This window comes from Lachnoclostridium sp. An76, from assembly GCF_002161355.1.
Classification (GTDB): Bacteria; Bacillota; Clostridia; order Lachnospirales; family Lachnospiraceae; genus Mediterraneibacter; species Mediterraneibacter caccavium.
The window spans coordinates 162,512-180,943 of record NZ_NFHL01000001.1 but is presented as its reverse complement, the minus strand read 5'-3'; the positions used below and the strand labels follow the sequence as shown (position 1 = coordinate 180,943).

9 protein-coding genes are annotated in these 18,432 nt (G+C 48.8%); 3 read left to right on the top strand and 6 right to left on the bottom strand.

What is annotated here, in order from left to right; translation table 11 throughout:
- Positions 1–114: 114 nt before the first annotated feature.
- On the bottom strand, positions 115–1,896 hold the full coding sequence (glgB, locus tag B5G27_RS00850) for a 1,4-alpha-glucan branching protein GlgB (RefSeq protein ID WP_087177096.1): 1,782 nt from the start codon (positions 1,894–1,896) through the stop codon (positions 115–117).
- Positions 1,897–2,046: 150 nt separating this feature from the next.
- On the opposite strand from glgB, the gene B5G27_RS00845 reads away from it, so the two are divergent.
- The gene (locus tag B5G27_RS00845; protein ID WP_087177095.1) at positions 2,047–2,595 is read left to right on the top strand and encodes a TetR/AcrR family transcriptional regulator; all 549 of its coding nucleotides are present in this window, start codon (positions 2,047–2,049) and stop codon (positions 2,593–2,595) included.
- A 17-nt stretch (positions 2,596–2,612) separates the two neighbouring features.
- Here B5G27_RS00845 and B5G27_RS00840 read toward each other — a convergent pair whose 3' ends face one another.
- Entirely contained in the window at positions 2,613–3,845 is a 1,233-nt protein-coding gene (locus B5G27_RS00840) for a DUF6070 family protein (RefSeq protein ID WP_087177094.1), read from the bottom strand.
- A 150-nt stretch (positions 3,846–3,995) separates the two neighbouring features.
- Here B5G27_RS00840 and B5G27_RS00835 point away from each other — a divergent pair, with 150 nt between their 5' ends.
- A complete protein-coding gene (locus B5G27_RS00835; RefSeq protein WP_087177093.1) occupies positions 3,996–4,385 on the top strand; it encodes a BlaI/MecI/CopY family transcriptional regulator in 390 nt (129 codons plus the stop codon).
- Positions 4,382–6,169, top strand: coding sequence for a BlaR1 family beta-lactam sensor/signal transducer (locus B5G27_RS00830; RefSeq protein ID WP_087177092.1), 1,788 nt, complete (start codon positions 4,382–4,384; stop codon positions 6,167–6,169). The genes B5G27_RS00835 and B5G27_RS00830 overlap by 4 nt, the downstream gene beginning before the upstream one ends.
- Positions 6,170–6,276: 107 nt before the next feature.
- Here the strand turns inward: B5G27_RS00830 and B5G27_RS00825 are convergent, their stop codons facing one another.
- From B5G27_RS00825 to B5G27_RS00810, 4 genes are all read right to left on the bottom strand, one after another.
- Positions 6,277–7,245: a class D beta-lactamase gene (locus B5G27_RS00825; protein WP_191413020.1), complete on the bottom strand. Its 969-nt coding sequence runs from the start codon at positions 7,243–7,245 to the stop codon at positions 6,277–6,279.
- Positions 7,229–9,343 carry a peptidoglycan D,D-transpeptidase FtsI family protein gene (locus B5G27_RS00820; RefSeq protein WP_143449626.1) on the bottom strand — a complete coding sequence of 705 codons (2,115 nt, stop codon included), beginning with the start codon at positions 9,341–9,343 and terminating at the stop codon, positions 7,229–7,231. The genes B5G27_RS00825 and B5G27_RS00820 overlap by 17 nt, the downstream gene beginning before the upstream one ends.
- Before the next feature lie 46 nt (positions 9,344–9,389).
- A complete protein-coding gene (locus tag B5G27_RS00815) occupies positions 9,390–10,211 on the bottom strand; it encodes a D-alanyl-D-alanine carboxypeptidase family protein (RefSeq protein ID WP_242958189.1) in 822 nt (273 codons plus the stop codon).
- Positions 10,212–10,578: 367 nt separating this feature from the next.
- On the bottom strand, positions 10,579–18,372 hold the full coding sequence (locus tag B5G27_RS00810; RefSeq protein ID WP_162611153.1) for a ZmpA/ZmpB/ZmpC family metallo-endopeptidase-related protein: 7,794 nt from the start codon (positions 18,370–18,372) through the stop codon (positions 10,579–10,581).
- Between the last annotated feature and the right edge of the window lie 60 nt (positions 18,373–18,432).

The following is an 18,432-nucleotide window of genomic DNA, read 5'->3' as shown; positions in this document are numbered from 1 at the left end:
GGATTTCTTTGAGATCACACAGAAGCTTTAAAATGACACGGAATCGGGAACGGGAAGCGGAATGCTTCCCGTTCTTTTCATTCTTATATCATGCGATCAAAAAAGTCCTTCATTTTATCCGATCAGATAATACACTGCCGAAAACGGCGCCAGTTCCAGTTCAAATATACTATTTTCAGACCTAGTCCTCTCTATATCCTCTTCTTTTGCAGAGATCTTATTCCCGCTCGAAAAGATCTCCTTTAGTTTCTCTGCCCCGGCGATCTTCAGGCGCAGTCCTGTCTGTTCCGCCCCGGAAAAATTAAAGACTGCGGCGATCCGCTCTTTTTCCGCTTTCCTTTCAAACGCATACACGCACTGATCCTCAGTGCCGCATTCCAGCCACCGGAATCCCGCCTCATCATAATCCTTCTCCCAGAAGGCGGGATGCTCCAGATAAAAGCGGTTCAGCGCTTTCATAAAGCAGTAAAAATCCCGGTGGGCAGGATATTCCAGCAGCCCCCAGTCCTGTTCCCTCGTCTCATCCCACTCCCGGAAATGTCCGATCTCATTTCCCATAAAGTTTAATTTCTTGCCCGGGTGTGCGTACATATACATATAAAAAGCCCTTGCCTGCGGGAATTTCATCTCATACTCCCCGAACATCTTCTGGAGGATCGTCGCCTTGCCGTGGACGACCTCATCGTGGGAAAGAGGCAGCAGATATCTCTCCCCGTAAAAATAAGCCATGGAGAAAGTCAGCTTATTGTAGTCCCGTCCCCGGTACAGCGGATCTGTCCGGAAATATTCCAGAGTGTCATTCATCCAGCCCATATCCCATTTATAGTCAAATCCAAGCCCGCCTTTCTCCGGCAGCTCTGTCACCCCCGGGAAACTCGTGGAGTCCTCCGCCGCCAGAATGACTGACGGATGGCGCTCCTTTAATCCCCGGTTCATATTTTTCAGAAATTCCACTGCATTTGAATTGACTCCCCTGGCAGGATCTCCCTGCCAGTAGATGGCGCGGCTGACCGCATCCATGCGCAGCCCGTCCATGTGGAATTCCGTGAGCCAGTATTCTGCCGCTGACTGCAGGAAACTGCGCACTTCTCCTCTGGAATGCATGAAATTACAGCTCCCCCATTCACTCTGGCCCACCGCGGCATGTGGATACTCGTACAGCGCGGTCCCGTCATAATTTGCCAGCGCATATCCGTCCACGGCAAAATGGACGGGCACAAAATCCAGGATGATGCCGATCTCATTCTGATGGCATGCGTCCACAAACGCCCTGAGCTGATCCGCTGTCCCATACCTGGAGGTGGGGCTGAAAAATCCGGTTCCCTGATACCCCCACGACTCATCGCTCGGGTATTCGCACAGAGGCATGATCTCCAGATAATTATATCCACTTTCTTTCAGGTACGGGATCAGGATATCCGCCATCTCCTCATAATCATACCATGCATCCGGCTCCTCGGACGGCTTACGGAATGAGCCGAAATGAAGTTCATAAATATTCAGGGGTTCCTTTTTTCTGTCTGTCCGCTTCTTCATCCATGCGCTGTCCCTGAACTTATAGTTCCTGAGATCACGGATCACGGAAGCATTTCCCGGGCGCAGCTCCATACCGTATCCGTAAGGATCACAGTGGTCGATAAACTGTCCCTTCTTATCATAGATGCGGTACTTATACCTCATCCCCGGCTCAGCAGTGCCAGCCGACACTTCCCAGAAGTTGCCGTCATGGATCTTCTCCATGGGGATCTCCTCCCATTCACTGAACTCACCGATCAGAGAGACACGGGATGCCGCTGGGGCAAATGTGCGGAACACAGTGCCGCTGCCCGTCACATGCGCGCCGAGATATTGGTACGCGTCAAAACACTTTCCTGTATAAAAGCTGTAAAAATCCATAACCTTCCCTCCACTTAATCGACAACAGTTGGTTTTTATCGTATAATCATCTTATCGGACTACACAGCAGATGTCTACCGACGATATCTGTAATCTGTCGGAAATCCAACGCTATGTATCAATCAGTCGGTTATATTTTGGGAGGAAATCATGGATCTGAGAATCGAGAAAACAAAAAAGGCGATACGGAATGCTTTTATTGAACTTAGGACAAATAAACCATTGGAAAAGATCACAGTGAAAGAGCTGTGCGCTCTTGCCTGTATCAATAAATCGACTTTTTACTCCCATTATGAGGATATCTATGCCCTTTCAGAAGCAATGGAGCAGGAAACAGTCGCATCCATCATCAGCGGTATCGATCATCTGAAAGACTATACATTTGAAAATTCAGATGTGTTCAGTCGGGAGCTCTGCCTTGCATTCATGTCACAGATCTCCCTGATCAGGATCCTGTTTTCCGGGAAAGAACAGAACCACTTTGGGAACCGCCTGGACTGCGAGCTCAAAAAGGTGATCTTCCGAAAGTATCCCCAGTACCGACACGACACGGAGAAAAACATCCTGTTCTCCTACTGTATCCAGGGAGCGTACCACGCATATCTGAACAATCCCGAAGCAGACACACAGACCCTTGTCGAGACGATCGGCAGGATCACACAGCTCCTGCGCCCCATGGTCCGGGAAGATGAAGGATAAGGAAAAGGGAATCCTTCTCAGAATTCCCTCCGCGGCCTGTAGCCCGGAGCATTGCCGCTGTCTTCATCAATGTCATTTGCCACATACACCCATCCGCCGTCTCTTTCCCTCATGGTCACCCTGTGCCGGAAAGCACAGTCATCTCCCGCCACGATCAGGATCCCTTCCACGTACAGGGTCAAGGTCCCGTCCTGATCTTCCACGCATCGGACAACCTCAGGGAATGGCTGCACCTGTCTCACCCGGTTCCAGGCATTGACCGGCTCCCATGGATAGACTCCCGCTGCCGCGTCATAGCGCGCATATTTTTCAAGTTGTTCTACAGAAATGTCAAAATATGTCAGGACGACTTCTTCAAACTGCGCTTTCGGGATACCTCCCGCCGCTGCCTCTTCATCCAGCTTTTCTCCGTATTTCATCTCATAGAGGAACTCATACAGATCATTAAACTCGATCCGGTCCATGCTGCCGGCATCCCAGTCTGTGAGGAACAGATTGTTGCAGAAATAGCTGACCGGAAGGATATATCGGTCACACATCTCCCTGCATTTTTCATCCAGCGGCAGTATCCGGAAAAAGCTGTGCATATCCATCTCCTGATTCTTTGACAATGCCTTTTCCCAGATCAGCCATCCCTTCTCCGTATATTCCCAGTCGTATACTCTGAATTTTTCCAGCTGGCGGATCTGAAGATCCATATCATCATTATAGGCGGCATTTGCATATGTAACGGTCAGCTCCCGATCCTCCGCAGACAACTGGAAATATCTGAAATATCCGCTTGTCGTGATCTCATAAAACTCAGTTTGTGAAGACTCTCCCTCCGCTGCGTCTCTCAAGGCCTGATCCACCTCCTCATAGTTGAGCATATTATGATCATAACTTCCGCAGGTCACAGCCCACCCCTGCTCTGCCGCTGTCTCTGTCATAGTGTGTACTGTCTCTTCATCAAGTACAATATTCGAAGACCCGCCTTTGTCTGCACGGATATAAATATCTTTACACAGGGCGCCAAGTTCTGACATCCGATTTCTGACACTCTGTTTTTCATCACTCTCTATATCGATATCATCTGTCTCATAGTCATCCTCTGTCTTCCTCCCGTCAGACATTTTGCTGTCCGCATACCCGGACTCTTCCGAGAGTTTCTCCGTATGATCCCTGCTTCCGCTTCTGTCCGCCGCTGCACAGCCGGACAGAAAAGCAAGGCAGATCAGAACAGTCACGCTCTTGAATATACTTTTCTTCATAATTCTCTTTTAGTCCTCGCTTTTCATATATCTCACATATGTAGTATTTATTATTATGGATATTTTTTCTGAACCTGTCAATATAATTATTGACCTTCTCTATCCCCTCATTTATAATTACTACATAAGTAAGATTAAGGAGCGGTAAAAATGGAAAGATTACCTCAGATTTCTGAAGCGGAATACGAGATCATGAAGATCATATGGGCGGACTCTCCGATCAGCACCAATGAAGTGTGCGAAAAGGCGCCCAAATCTCACAACTGGAGCAATAAAACCATACACACGCTGTTATCCCGTCTGACAGCGAAACATGTCATCGCCTACGAACAGCGGGGACGTATGTACTATTATTATCCGATCGTTTCACAGAAAAAATATCTATCCCAGGAAAACCGCCATTTTCTGGACCGGTTCTATAACGGTGAAGCACCGACATTATTGTCTTCACTGCTGTCCGGTTCTGAGATATCCGACGCGGATCTTGAAAAAATGTACCATATGCTCGACTCAAAATTAAACGGAGGTGAGAAGGATTGACATTTTCCATACGTTTTTTATTGAGCAATGTTGTTATATCTGCACTGTTAGGAGTTTTATTAGTATTTAAACGTATTTCAAAAAGATATTGTACTGCTTCCAGCCAGTATCGGATCTGGTATATCTTCATGGCCGCGCTCTTTCTTCCTTTTGTGCCTCATGATTACATCCGGGCGGATCAGCTTCTGATGAGAATACAGAGGCTCCTGGAGACAAATTCAGCAGCCGCGGTAAATCCTTCTTCCGGGACAGCAGGCGCCGCCACCGTTTCACCCCTTGGAGTTTCCGACCTTGCAGTCTCGGCGGACAGCACAGTGGTATCTTTCCTGACCGTTTGTCTGAGTGCGGTCTGGGCCGCCGGCTGTATTGTAACAACACTGTATTTCCTCTACAATATTTATAAGATTTACATGATCCAAAAATCCGCTTACCATATCACAGCCGAAAATGAGCCGGAACTGTACAGAGAATATGTCTCCTGCATGGATGAGCTGAATATAAAACACAGTGTGCCTTTATATGCATCGTGCAGTATCTCCAGTCCAGTGTCATACGGGCTGATCCGTCCGAAGGTCATAATCCCGCAGGATATGGACATCGAACTTTCGGCACAGGATCTGCATTATATTTTCCTGCATGAACTGCAGCATTACAAACATAAGGACGCTGTTTTAAACTATATGAGCTGTATATTCCAGATCCTCTACTGGTTCAATCCGTTCATATGGTATGGCTTCCGTATCATGCGCAAAGACCGTGAGATTGCATGTGACTACTCTGTGATCCGGACTGTCGGGAGAGAGCATGCCGCCGACTATGGCTATACTCTGATCCGGTACGCGGAAACGCTGCGCCGGAACGTATTTCTCTCTCCTCTTTCCCGACTGGGCGGTGAGAAAAAGGTCATCGTACAGCGGATCAGGGAAATCGCGGATTACAGATCCGAAAGTCCTCTCCGAAAATTCAGGGGCATCTGCGTTTTGCTGTTGTCCACGATGGTAGTATATACTGCAAGCCCGTTTTTGACAGCCAATGCTTCCACGGACAGCACATATCATTTTATCGGAGAAAATACAGAGTCGATTGATCTGTCCTCTTATTTTAACGGAAAGAACGGCTCCTTTGTTTTGTATGATACGGCAAAGGATCATTATATGATCTACAATGAAGATCTGAGTACACAGCGCGTGTCGCCGGATTCCACCTTTAAGATATACAGCGGGCTGTTTGCCCTGGAAGAAGGCATTATCTCAGCGGATTCCAATGAGCGAGCATGGGACGGAACCTTATACTCCATTGACTCATGGAACCAGGACCAGACACTTGCCACTGCAATGCAGAACTCAGCGAACTGGTATTTCCAGGAACTGGACGAACAGACAGGCTATCCTGCACTGCGCGGCTATTACACAAAGATCGGATATGGGAACTGCGATCTGTCCGGTGGAATAGACGATTACTGGGCAGAATCCACATTGAAGATTTCCCCGGCAGAACAGGTGATCCTCCTGTCAGATTTTCTCCGCAACAAATGGGGATTTGATCCCGAGAATATCCAGGCTGTAAAGGATGCGTTATTCATATCCAACACGGATATAGGGACTCTTTACGGTAAAACCGGCACAGGATCAAGAAACGGCAGAAATACGAACGGCTGGTTTGTGGGCTTTCTCGAAACGGATGAAAATGTCTATTGTTTTGCCTTAAACATGCAGGACTCGGGAGGCGCTTCCGGAAGCGCTGCTTCCGAAGCCGCTGTAAGTATACTGCATGATCTGCTGTAATGTGATTTTTCTGTGTATAGTGTAAAAGAAAGCAAAGCCAGGGTACGGTTTCTTCGGGAACTGCCCCTGGCTTTTAAACGTCTTTTCAGCTGCGCATAGGAATCTTTTTAGTAATCGGCAAGTATCTGCAGGGCAATCTCCCTCGCTTTTACAGCGGATAGATCCGCGCCGTTCGTCCTGCCAAGGTACACACAATAATAAATCCTGCTCTCCCCCTGGTCTGCAAATCCCGTAAACCAGCAGTCGACTGTAGTATTCCCTTCCGCCCCCTGTCCGGTCTTCCCATAAACAGCGAGCCCCGGCTCACTCTGCCCGGACACCAGCATGACTTCTTTTAACTTGTCCTGGGTTCCTTTTGAATATTCGGAATCGCTGCCAAAGATCCGTTCCATGACTTCTGTCTGTTCTTTGGGAGAGATCCTGAGCGATGATTCGATCCAGAAACCAGTCAACGCCCTGTTATCGTCATTCGTGTTCTGACGCCCTTCCCAGTCGTATATATCACGGTTTCCGTACTGCAGCCTGTCTAACTCTTCCTGCATCAGCTCTGTTCCAATTTCGTCAATGACCTGCCGGAAATACCAGACACAGGAAGTCCGAAATGCATCTTCGAATCCAATATCCCTGTTCCAGTCCTCATTCCAAAAGATCTCACCGCTCCATGGGCGCACTGAATCTTCAGGCACTATGATCCCATTCTCCAGGCCGATCAGGGATGATATGATCTTAAACGTAGAACAAGGGGAACGCTGCGTCAGGGCTGTTTCCTGATTGTATATCTGATACCGATTCTCAGACGGGTCATATATCACAGCCGCTCCGTTTAGCCCTTCAAAATACGCTGAATAGTCAACTTCTTCGATCACTGGTTCCGCCTCTGTGCCCTTTTTCTCCTGCTGCGACAACGCTGTTATCACTTCTGATCCGGCTGGAGCAGTGATGCCGGATTTCCGGCCGTCCGCCCCCTGCCCGCCGGGATATTCCTCTGATTTTCCTGCACAGCCGCCGGATACCGCGGCTGCTATGAGGCAGAGAAATAACAAAACAGAAATGGAACTTTTATTCATTCTTCTCATACAGTTCTCCCTTCAATGTATAATAAGTCTCAAATATCTCTCTTCCGCACGCAACGGCATTGCCCGCCTCATAACCATTTGTGATCCTGACAGCCGCCGCGATCTCCGGCACATCTGCCGGTGCAAATCCGATGAACAGGCTGTGGTCCGGTCTTGTCTTTATCTCCTGCGCGGTTCCGGATTTTCCTGCGGCAGTGATCGGAAAATCATTAAAAATCTGTGTGGACTGGATATACCATTCCATTCCGATGTGCACTGTATCCCATACTTCAGGAGCTAAGTCGATCTGGCTCTCTATTTCCGGCTCATTCTCTGCCCCGTCGATCTGATCGATCAATGTCAGAGCAAAGCTGGTGCCTCTGTTGCCCAACGTTGTCGCATACCTCGCCAGCTGGACAGTGGAAAAGTTATTTGTTCCCTGGCCGATTGCTGAGGGGATGGCATAGCTGTCTGTCACCTGCGGGCTGCTCTCAGGCAGTTCTATGCCGCTTTTCTTATCCAGGTCGAATAATCCGGCGTACTCCTGTAAAACGGCAAGCGCCTGTTCATCAGAATACATTCCGTCCTCCCCCATTCCCAGGCGGTACGAGATCTCGCACAGATAATCATTACAGGAATTCTGAAGGGCAGACGCAGCGCCGGACACAGAGCCGTGACCTGCCTCATGCCAGCATTTCAAGGGCGGGTCTACTTTGTCAAACACGCCGTCGCAGACAACGGCTGTCCCTGCATTGATTGCCCCTTCTTCCATCCCGGCAATCACTGTGACCGGCTTGAATGTAGATCCCGGCGCGGAGAGCTGCTGCGTGGCCCTGTTATACAGGGGAAGAGATGCTTTGTTATAAATGCGGTAATAATATTCCTCATCCATCTGACCTGCAAACCTGTTGTTATCATACCCCGGATAGCTGACACATGCCAGCACTTCTCCTGTCTTCGTATCCGTGACCACCGCCGAGCCGGAACAAGGATCAAGCGCCAGATCTGCCGGAGTGATCTCCAGTTTGTCTATTTTCCTGAGCACCAGCTCATGTGTGGAAATGCCGCCATGTTGCCAGCTCTCAAAATCTCCGTCCGCCTTGTCAGCAGCCCCCTGATCGTATAGGATCATACAGATCTGTTCCGGCAGGATCTTATCTTCCAGGACCAGATATTTGTAGATCAGCTCATCAAACGTAGCATGGTCCTGAAGCACATCTTCCAAATACTCTTCCATCCCGGATTTCCCGACTATGGAGTTCACTGTATAGCCCTTTTCTTCACTCTCCTCCAGATCTTCCGCGCTGACGGGTCCTGTATAGCCCAGAACCGGTGCACATGCTTCGCCTCCTTCGTATACACGGATGCTGCCTTCCCTGACGTCCACGCCGGACAGATCACTTTCCATGACAGCCGCCGCAGTCTCCGGAGACACATCCCTTGCCGCAGTGACAGAAAGGTATTTCTGATAAGTCTGCAAGAACAGGGCATAACGCATGCTTACAATGTCCAGAACCTCTTTCTTCTGGAATTCCTCCGGGAGTCCGTACGCTTCCCTTTCCTTCTCAGTATACTCTTTATCCGCCTGTGAATACACACAGAATTTATCTGCCAGATATGCAACAACATCTTCCGCATCAGCTGCCTGCTCTTCCTCTGTCAGATCTTCGATCTGAGATCTCCCATACACATCAGCTTTGAACCGGTCAAGCTGGAAACCGTCGGCTGTAAATTCATAATTCCCGTTCTTATCCAGCCGGATCTGAAGCGCGTTTTCCATGGAATCACCGTGCTTCTCCAAGAGCGTTATCAGCTGATAGATCTTTCCGTTCAGATCCAGCTCTCTCTCCCTCTCCGAAGCATAACTCCCCTGATCTTCTATGGTGACAGACCACGCCAGTTTATTGACTGCAAGTGGCTTCCCATTCCTGTCATAAATATTCCCTCTGGTCCCGGGCAGGGTGATCTCCCTCTTGATCCTCAGATTAAATTTTTCCGTATATTTTTCGCCGTTCACGATCTGAAGGAAGAACAACCTTCCGATCAGTACCATGAACAGTATCGTCAATACTGCGAGCAGTACAATACTTCTTGCAGCTTCTTTTTTAAACTTATTCATTGACCCCTCTTTATCCTACAAATGTAGGATATTATCGTAAAAAAATTTATATTAAACCATACAGTGTAAACGCGTCATATACATGATATGGTTCTGTACTGTGATCCCCGTCTGCTTTTGCGGTAACCGCGATATACTCGTCCCCTCTCACCAATGCCATTGTCGCCAGACACAGCCCTGCCTGGTCAGTGTATCCTGTTTTGCCGCCCTTGATCTCTCCTTCCTCCAGAGTCCAGTCATCCCTGAGACTGAACATGCTGCTCTGGAAAACGAAGCCATCCAGGTGCTTCGGCGTTGGAAGCACTGCGTATGCCTTTGTACAGAAGATCTCCCGAAAGATATCATTTCCCAGCGCATACTGTAACAGCAGGCTTATATCCTTTACAGTGGAATACTGTCTGTCATCATGCAGTCCCGTTGCATTCACATAATGTGTTTCCTTCATTCCCAATTGTTCTGCTTTTTCATTCATCAGCTCCACGAACTTTTCCTCTGAACCTGCTGCGCACTCGGCTAAAGCCGACGAACATTCTCCGCCGGAGGGAAGCATGCTCCCATACAGCAGATCAATTACTCTCGCCTCTTCTCCGGGTAAAAATCCTGCCATAGACGCTTCCTGAACATACAATTCATTATATCTTTCCGGGCTGATGACTACAGTTTCCTCAAGATCCTCTATATGTTCAATGGCAATTATACAGGTCATAATCTTTGTCAGCGACGCCGGGAAGATCCGTTCATTCTGATTAAACTGTGTCATCACCTTCCCGTCCTTCAGCCTGACAACAATCCCCGCTTCACTGTAAATCTCAGTCAGATCCGGTTTTATCACCTGTTCAGCAGCTTCAATCGTCAAAGGCTTTGCCATCTCCGCCTGTGTCTCAACTGTCTTGCGATCCTCTCCCAAATCCCGCCATACCGCGCCCCCGATCAGTATAGAAAATAGAATCAGAAGGCAGCAGACCGAAATCCACATTCCTTTTGCATTTCGTTTTTTCTTCTTCTCGTTCTTCTTCTCATATCTCTTTTCAATTTAAATTAAAATACCCAGTATCATTGAAATTTTATTTATATGTCCACTTTTCATTTTAGTTTTTGATAGCAAATATTAATCCTACATATGTAATACTTTAAATATACTACACATGTAGGATTAATATGTCAAGATATGAATTATGATTTGTATGCAGCCTTTTTAAATTCTGCATCTTTCACAAAGACTGCCAACCGGAAAATCACCTCCGTAATTCCGGCAGTCCTCCCGCCGCCAGACCGTCAAAATCCCATACTTCTTCACTCCAGCCCAGCGTCTCTAAATAAAATGCCTTTTCCGCTGCCTGCTGCTGTGATACCGGGAAGATCCGGTCAGCATTCGTTTCATTGATATTGCTCTGGCTGTCCGAACTGTCCAGCTCATACGCGCTGCTTGCGGTTCCAAGAACATTCCACCCGGAAATGCGGTTTGCATTCGCTCCGGTGCTTAAGCTTACGGAGCTCTCAACCGTGACGTTCCCATTCTGCGGTCCTCCGATCAGACCTCCGTTTCCGGTTCGGTCTGGTGCCGTGATCTCTATTTTAGCAATACAGTTCCTTATGATCCCGTTTCCGAGCCATCCTGTCATGCCGCCGATCCGGGTGCCCATTGGATGCCGTATCGTTCCTTCGATCTCTCCTGTGACCACGCAGTCTGACAGGATCGTCCCGTCGAACTGCCCGGCGATCCCGCCGATGGTGTCGCTTGCTTTGATGGAAATATTTTCAGCGCTTATTCGTTTTACCGTACTTCCTGATATCAGTCCCGCAAGTCCTCCGACCTGATTGGTATTATTTTTAATGGTCAGGTTTCTTACCTGCACATTCTCGATCACAGAATTCTTTATTTCATTGGCAAGCGCCCCTTTCTGAGCATTCGATGTCAGAGTTATGCCTTCAATGACAAGATCAGACACCTGCGCCCCGTCCAGTTTTTCAAAAAGAACAGCGTTCAGACCGGACAGGGTAAATCCGTTTCCGTCAAGTTCTCCCGAAAATGTGCCCGGCACTGCAAAGCCGCCTGCCGCAGCGCCGCTTAAATCAATATCCGCTTCCAGGATATATTTCTTTTTCAACGCCGCGGGAGATTCGCCGATGGCAAGGAGTTCTTCCGGTGTCGTGATCTTTTTTTCTCCGATAGTCACGGTCATATCCCCATACTCATAGTAGCCCTCGTTTTTCGTCCTCACCAGCGGAAGAGACATATCAGCGCCCTCCACGCATACATTTCCAAGGGTCACCTTCTTTGTTTTTACTGCCAGCAGCGCCTGTGCGTCCGCCTCGTAAGACGGATCCTGAATCGTCAGATCCTTCACGAGTCCATACTGAAGATCTCCAAACAACGGGTACTGTATTCCGGTCAGTTTCTTTCCGTTTCCGTCCAGAACCCCTATGAACCTGCCCGGGATATAACTTCCGCCGGACGCAGTGATCCTGCTGAAATCAATATCATTTTCAAGCCTGTAATACCCGTACGGGTTCTGCTCTGCATGTCGGATCAGCTCCTCCGCCGTGGCAACCGTGACCACGTTCGGGCTTTTATAAATGCTTCCGTCACTGAAATCCCCTGTCACACGTTTCACCATGCCATAAAGCATTCTCTTTGTCTCAATGCATGCAGAACGGTTTCCGCCTGCCGCATCCTGTTCAAACGCCGCTTTAAACTGCTCTATTACTGTATCTGGATTAAAATATGGGATCTGTGCCAGTTTCTCCTCTACGGCCCGGTAACGTCCCAGCTTGTACTCCTTCCATGTAATATCCGGATTTCCGGTGATCTTTTGCAGAGCATCCAGGTCATTTTCACTGAGACCGGACATATAGATCATATAACCTTTCTCATAACCGGCGAGCCCCAGCATTTCCTGCCCCAGCCTTTTAAAGGAATGGGTATCCGGCGATCCGTCATCGTTATGGGACTGATACCAGTTCATGGTGTAGAACGACTCAAAACCGTAGCTTCCATCTGTCGCCGTTCCTACCCTTTCCGGATAGGATGCCGCGTTCCGGACAGAAATCCGGTTTTCCCAGAGATCCTTCATATTCTTCAGATCCATTGCGGCAAATTCTTCTGCAGTCAGTTCTTTATACACCGTAGACATGGATGATGTCCCGCCCGGGGTATGTTCTGCCTGCACCGCCACCGCTGCCTGCTGCTGCGGAGTGAGTTTGAGGAATGCCTGCGCCGCCAGATAATCCAGCACATAGCCAGTTTCAAACATCTCGCGGTAATAACTGTGGATCTTTTCTTTTGAATTGATCCTCTCATAACTGAAATTGTTGGTCATTTCGGTTCCGATGTCCATATTCTTTGAGATATTGAATACCATCGCGCCGTCCCGCATTTCCTGGGCAATATTTCCGTCTGCATGTGCTTCGGCCCCGGTACCGTTCCTTCTCCCTGTCCCGCCATAAAAGTATCTGCCATCCTGATTATGGGCGGTCTCATGACTGAAAGTAAAGAATGTATAATCGCTGGTGCCGAGCGCTTCAGACCACATCCAGATCACAATCCTTCCGTCTGCCACGGCGGCGCTGCCGTTCAGGGCATTCAACATTTCATTTGCCTCGTAAACCCATTTCATGACCGGATCTCTCGTCTGCCCTTTTTCCTGTGCGCCTGCGGATGCCGCATTACTCTCCGGAAAGCTTAAGCGTGTATCATACTGAATATTTACAAAACTGTTCAGCTGCTTTTCCGCGCCATCCATCCACTGTGAGGATACCCCGTAAAAAATCCCCATCTTCTCGGCATAAGCTTCCGCTGTCCGGCGCATCCGCTCGAGTTCCTGTCCGTCTTTATTCAGATAGTCCGGATATCGGTTCATGCTGCCGATAATGAACTGGGACGGAACAGAGATCAGGTACATATCCTCCTGCGGCGCCGTAAGAATATGAAGGACAATGCTCTTTCTTCCATCTTCAAGTCCGCTTAAATTGTCCCACATCCGATACCGGATCTTCCCTTCATCGCCCTGTGCTTCCTTTTCAACAAGAAGTCCGTCAAAGCTGTCTGCAAACCAGTCATTGGCATCGCTGTACCCTGCTATACTGCCTGCAAGCCCGCCAAGAAAATCTGTCAGCGGTTTCCCTGTATAATTTTTCAGCACATTGTTATAGAAGTTAATTGTCCTGTTCGTGTCACGCTGCCCGTTTCCCGCAGACAGCAGATGGCTTGTAAGGGCTTCAGCTGTCATGCCATCCGCCAGCATTTCTCCGTTAAAAAACATCAGATCACTTAAGAGGACCCCTGCGTAATCGATGCGGTACCACTTATCGTAGTAATTATAAGCATAAAGCATCCGCTTCAGCATCTCTTCGTCCCGCATACGCTCTGCCGCAAGCGCCCGGACCGCCGGATTATTACAGTAGGTCGGATATTGATCCCCTGATGCGAAAAGCCTGTACAGCAGATCTTCCATCCTGCCGTTTACGCTTTCGTTATAGTAGTCTGTATACAGACGGCTCTCTTCCTCCGGCGTCAGCGCCCCCATGTCGGCCGCATAGTCATATGCTGACGCCATTTGCGCTGTTTCTGCCAGAAACGCCGCATCGATATCTGATGCATAATTGTGGAACTGGTACTTTAATTCCAGCCCATCCACCTGATAAACGGCTGCCAGCCCTCCGACAAGTTTGTCAAATGTGACCGGGTATTCCTCCATTGTTCCGTCATCGAACACGACGCGGATCTTTTCAACTTCGCCCGGATTATCCCTTCGTATGCCGGATATAATGGAATTGTCCGCGTTCAAAGGAAGGACGAAATCAACGATTTTGGCGGCAAACAGGTCTTCATCCGACAGAAGGTTTCCGTATTCCACCCACATGCGAGTATCAGCCAGAGGCATCATTTTCGCCATATTTGAATAAGCCTTCTCACGTTCAGGGCGGTACTTTTCATGTTTCAGCACATTGGTGTAATTTGGTATCCCGTAGTTATTTTCTTCCATGGGAGCGTCTTTTAGGGAAGGGAGCTTTTCATATGCAAGCCCGTCCAGTTCCCAGATGCCGTCATCAAATCCGAGCGTGTCTGTATAGAATTTTTTGTCATAGACAGCATCAGTCTCTTTCACATTGTCCTGATTATCTTCTGTAATATTTGAAATACTGTCAGAGCCCGAGAACTCATATACTTCCGTTACATCATCCAGGACGTCAAATCCGGCAATCCTGTATCCTGCGCCGCTGCTCATGCTCAGGCTGTACCTGATATCAGGAGCTCCTGTATTGGGGCCGCCTATGATGCCGCCATTTCCTTTCAGGGCGGGAGCAATGATCTGCGCCCGGGTATAGCAGCGGCTGATCCTTCCTCCGCCGTGCCATCCGCTGATTCCGCCGGTCCTTGCTCCCAGTGAAGGATGGTCATAAGTTCCCTGGACCTTTCCGGTCACATAACAGTTCTCGATCAGGGAACCGGATTCTGTTTTGCCGGCGATCCCTCCGACTGCCACGAGACCTTTTACAGAAACATTCACGGATGCACTCTTTCTGATCGTGGAATTTACAAGCCTTCCCGTAAATGTGCCCAGCCCGTCAACGCCGTTTGATATGGAAGAATCTGTAATAAATACATTCTCGATCACGCTTCCGTTCTGGATGACATTTGCCAAGATACCGCTTCTTGAGACTGTAACTGCCGCGTCCTCGATCACCAGATCATGAATGCGGGCCCCGCTTAAGGTTCCAAAAAGAGAGGTCGGGAGGTTATAGATGGTATGTCCGTTTCCATCCAGTTCGCCTGTAAATGTACCTGCCACCGCGGCAGCATCCGTAGAAACGCCTGACGCATCCAGATCTTCTGTGAGTTCATGCCGCCCTTTCGGATCTGCCGCCATCCGGCGGAACAGCTCTTCCGCGCTTCGGATCAGCGGATGTTCTCCGTCGTCGTCCCTGTACACCAGAGGAAACGCATACCCTGCATTTTTCGTTCCGTCTGTTTCGTAGCTTACCAGATCGTTCTGATCCAGTTCCGCATATACCCTGCCGGTATCTTCATCCTGCCAAAAGCTGCGGATGCCGGCATAAAAGTCTGGCATGCTCTCCATTTCGATGAACGCATAATAATTCTCCGCGTCGTCCGGAAGCCCGCCTGTAATGTCCAGTACATCCACCTCTCCCGGCGTGTCGTCTCCGGCATAATAAAGCGTGGCATCTGTAATGTCTTTCAGTTCAATCGCGTCTTTAGACACTGTGATATTCTCTGCATAAAGCACCTCGTCTTTAAACTCATTAGACTTGTCATCCAGTGTATTTGTATCTCTGTCATAGTCCGCAGTTATAGTCACAACATAGTTCTCTTTTATGGAAAGAGGTGCGGATACCTTGTTTTCTCCTAAAGAAATGCTCTCCCTTAAAAGGACGGAGCCGTCTTTCTCTGCAATCTGTACTACGGCACCCTGAAGCGCGCTGTCTTTGTCCGCAAGTTTGAACCGGACTTCCAGCTCATCCTGAGATGTCCTGCTCCAGGTAAACTCACTGACTGCCGGCGTGTCTTTCAAGACTTCCACAGTTGTTTCATCGCTGACTCTGACAGTTGTCCCGTCCGCAAATACAGCCTGTGAAAGGGAAAAGGCATGAACTCCTGCCTCTTCCGGCGCCGTTGCTTCCACCTCCCAGATTCCTGACTGCCCGGACCGGACCGCAAGTTCTCTGTTGTTGACCACAAGAGCTGATATTTCCGCATCTACATTGTGGGAAAGCTCATAGTAAAGATTTACACTGCCTCCTTTCTCCACATAAGATCTGTCTGTCCGGCTGCCGGCGATAAGAATCCGCGGCTTGGCGGCAATTGTCTTCTCTGCCAGCACTTTTTGCCGTTCTGTCTCTGTCTTGTCAGCAGTCAGATCGCAGTCCGCCTTGATCCGTACTGTGTACGCCGCTGTAAGTCCGGTATCTGCCAGCGGGATTTCTTTGTCAAATACCTTTTTCTTCTGGTCATCTTCCGGCAGATCACTTTCTTTAAATTCCATCTCTGCCACAGTCTGTCCCGCAGAATTCTGGATCTCCGCCTTATGTCCCGACAGGGCGCTGTCAGGGTCTGACAGATGGAACTTCACCCGGAACACCCCGTTCTCTGTATCTTCCTGTATTTCCAGCCCTTCTGCTTCTGGAAGAGCTTTCAGGATCATGACATCTACCGCCTGATCTGCCCCCAGATCGAAGGTTTTCCCATTAGAAAGAATCAGTTTCTCAGCCCGGATCTGCGCCTCTCCATGTTCTGCAAATCCGTCCAGCATCACATAATATTCTTCTGCCTCCCCATTTTCAGTCCGGCTCACCGGATAAGAGACACCGTTCACAATGAGCTGCTCAGGCTCATACACCGTACTGTTTCCGGTCTCAAAGGCGAGCATCACAGGCTGATTCCGGCTGAACCGGTCTGTCTGAACCCCGTCAGCGGTTTTCACCTTCATACTGCCAAAACGGAACTGATAATCTATGTTAAGCTGTATTTCTTTGCTTACTGAAAATGTTCCTGTATGATCTTCTTCTACTTCCAGTTCATCCGAATCCCTGTTATATGCTGCTGTGATGTGAATGTCATAGGCAGTCCCCTCTTCCAGATCCAGGGTGAATTCGTTCTTCCCTGCCCGGAGGTCTTTTTCCATGAAAAGACTGCTGTCAGACTGTCTGACCACTTTCATTTGTGACATTGACAGAGCAGAATCGTCGTCTTTCAGGACAAAAGACACTTTCATCTGCGCTGCATCTGTCATCTCCTCTGCATGAAAATCCATAACCTCAGGCGCGCTTTTCAACACATCGATCTGTTCAGTATAGTCTACAGACACTTCCTGCCCGTTATCAAGGATGGCTTTTGTAATGTGGTACTCCTTTACCCCGGACCGGTCTCCTGTGTCCGCCGTCACAGTATATACTTGGCTGTCCTCCCGGCGTGCCGCCTCATACTCAGTGCCGTTGATGATCACAGACTCGATTGTGGCCTCACAAGGATCTTCCATTCCGCAGGAGACTTCCGCATAGAAGTTTAATTCTGCCTGTTCCTGCTTCTCATAGTAAAACCGCTCCATAGCAGAAGATATATGTACCTCATAGTCTGCTTTCTTCTCGATCCTGCGGATCAGCATAGACAAGTCTGTGACGGTCAGCTTTCCGTCAGAATTCATATCTGCTCTTTTCTGCCCATCCTTGTCCAGAATCTTCAGTGCGATCAAATGTTTCTGCAGTAACTCTACATCTGAATAATCTATGTTTCCGTCATCGTTCAGATCACTCTTCCCGGCATAAGCGGATACGCTTCCGAGAATAGCGGCGGATGTCAGACCGCACACAAGAACACCCGTCAGAATTTTCTTCCCGCCCGGGGACCTTTCCTTCTTTTTCTCCGCATCCTTTTTTCTTCTGAAAATAAACAAAAGCACAGCAATCAGAAAGGCTGCGATAAGTATTACAGGAAATATCACATTCCCAATCCACGGATCTCCTGTGCGGACAGGACCAAGTTCCAGTTCCTGCGTTTCTGTTTCCGCTTCTCCCGGTGTTTCCACTGTAATCGAATCGATCTTAAGGAAACCGTCTGCCGGATACAGATCTTCTTTTCCTTCTGAAACAGAGAGATCCTTTACCGTAATCAAGGCTTCTTTTGCAGGGATTGACTCCTTTGCTTTCAGACGGAGGCTGAACACCGCTTCGTCTTCCATGCTTCCAGCCCGGTTGATAAGTACAAATTGTCCGTTATCCGGGTTGTAATACAGCCGCTCCCAGGAATTCAACGCTGCAAAATCTTCCCCATCCGCCTTCTCAAAAACATCCGAGTCAAATTCCAGCGTTCCCTTGAAAGCGTTCACGCCTTCCCTGATCTCCTCATATCCCTTAAGGGCAAATGTAAGGGTAATCTCCTGCCCTTTTCTCACGGCAGTATCATCTGTCAGGATTTCCATTCCCTGCACGCCTGCCGCAGTCACGTCAATGCTTCCCAATAAGAGTCCGCATATGGTAATAAATGCCGCAAGCAAGGCTCTTACTCTTCTCATAGTCTGATTCATTCCTTTCAAAAGATTTGTCGTTATATGACCAGACTGATTTTACTTGTT

Bases quoted from the DNA above. Each gene is read 5' to 3' on its own strand.
- glgB (WP_087177096.1), bottom strand. From the start codon at position 1,896: ATGGATTTTTACAGCTTTTATACAGGAAAGTGTTTTGACGCGTACCAA.
- B5G27_RS00845 (WP_087177095.1), top strand. From the start codon at position 2,047: ATGGATCTGAGAATCGAGAAAACAAAAAAGGCGATACGGAATGCTTTT.
- B5G27_RS00840 (WP_087177094.1), bottom strand. From the start codon at position 3,845: ATGAAGAAAAGTATATTCAAGAGCGTGACTGTTCTGATCTGCCTTGCT.
- B5G27_RS00835 (WP_087177093.1), top strand. From the start codon at position 3,996: ATGGAAAGATTACCTCAGATTTCTGAAGCGGAATACGAGATCATGAAG.
- B5G27_RS00825 (WP_191413020.1), bottom strand. From the start codon at position 7,245: ATGAGAAGAATGAATAAAAGTTCCATTTCTGTTTTGTTATTTCTCTGC.
- B5G27_RS00820 (WP_143449626.1), bottom strand. From the start codon at position 9,343: ATGAATAAGTTTAAAAAAGAAGCTGCAAGAAGTATTGTACTGCTCGCA.
- B5G27_RS00815 (WP_242958189.1), bottom strand. From the start codon at position 10,211: ATGGCAAAGCCTTTGACGATTGAAGCTGCTGAACAGGTGATAAAACCG.
- B5G27_RS00810 (WP_162611153.1), bottom strand. From the start codon at position 18,372: ATGAGAAGAGTAAGAGCCTTGCTTGCGGCATTTATTACCATATGCGGA.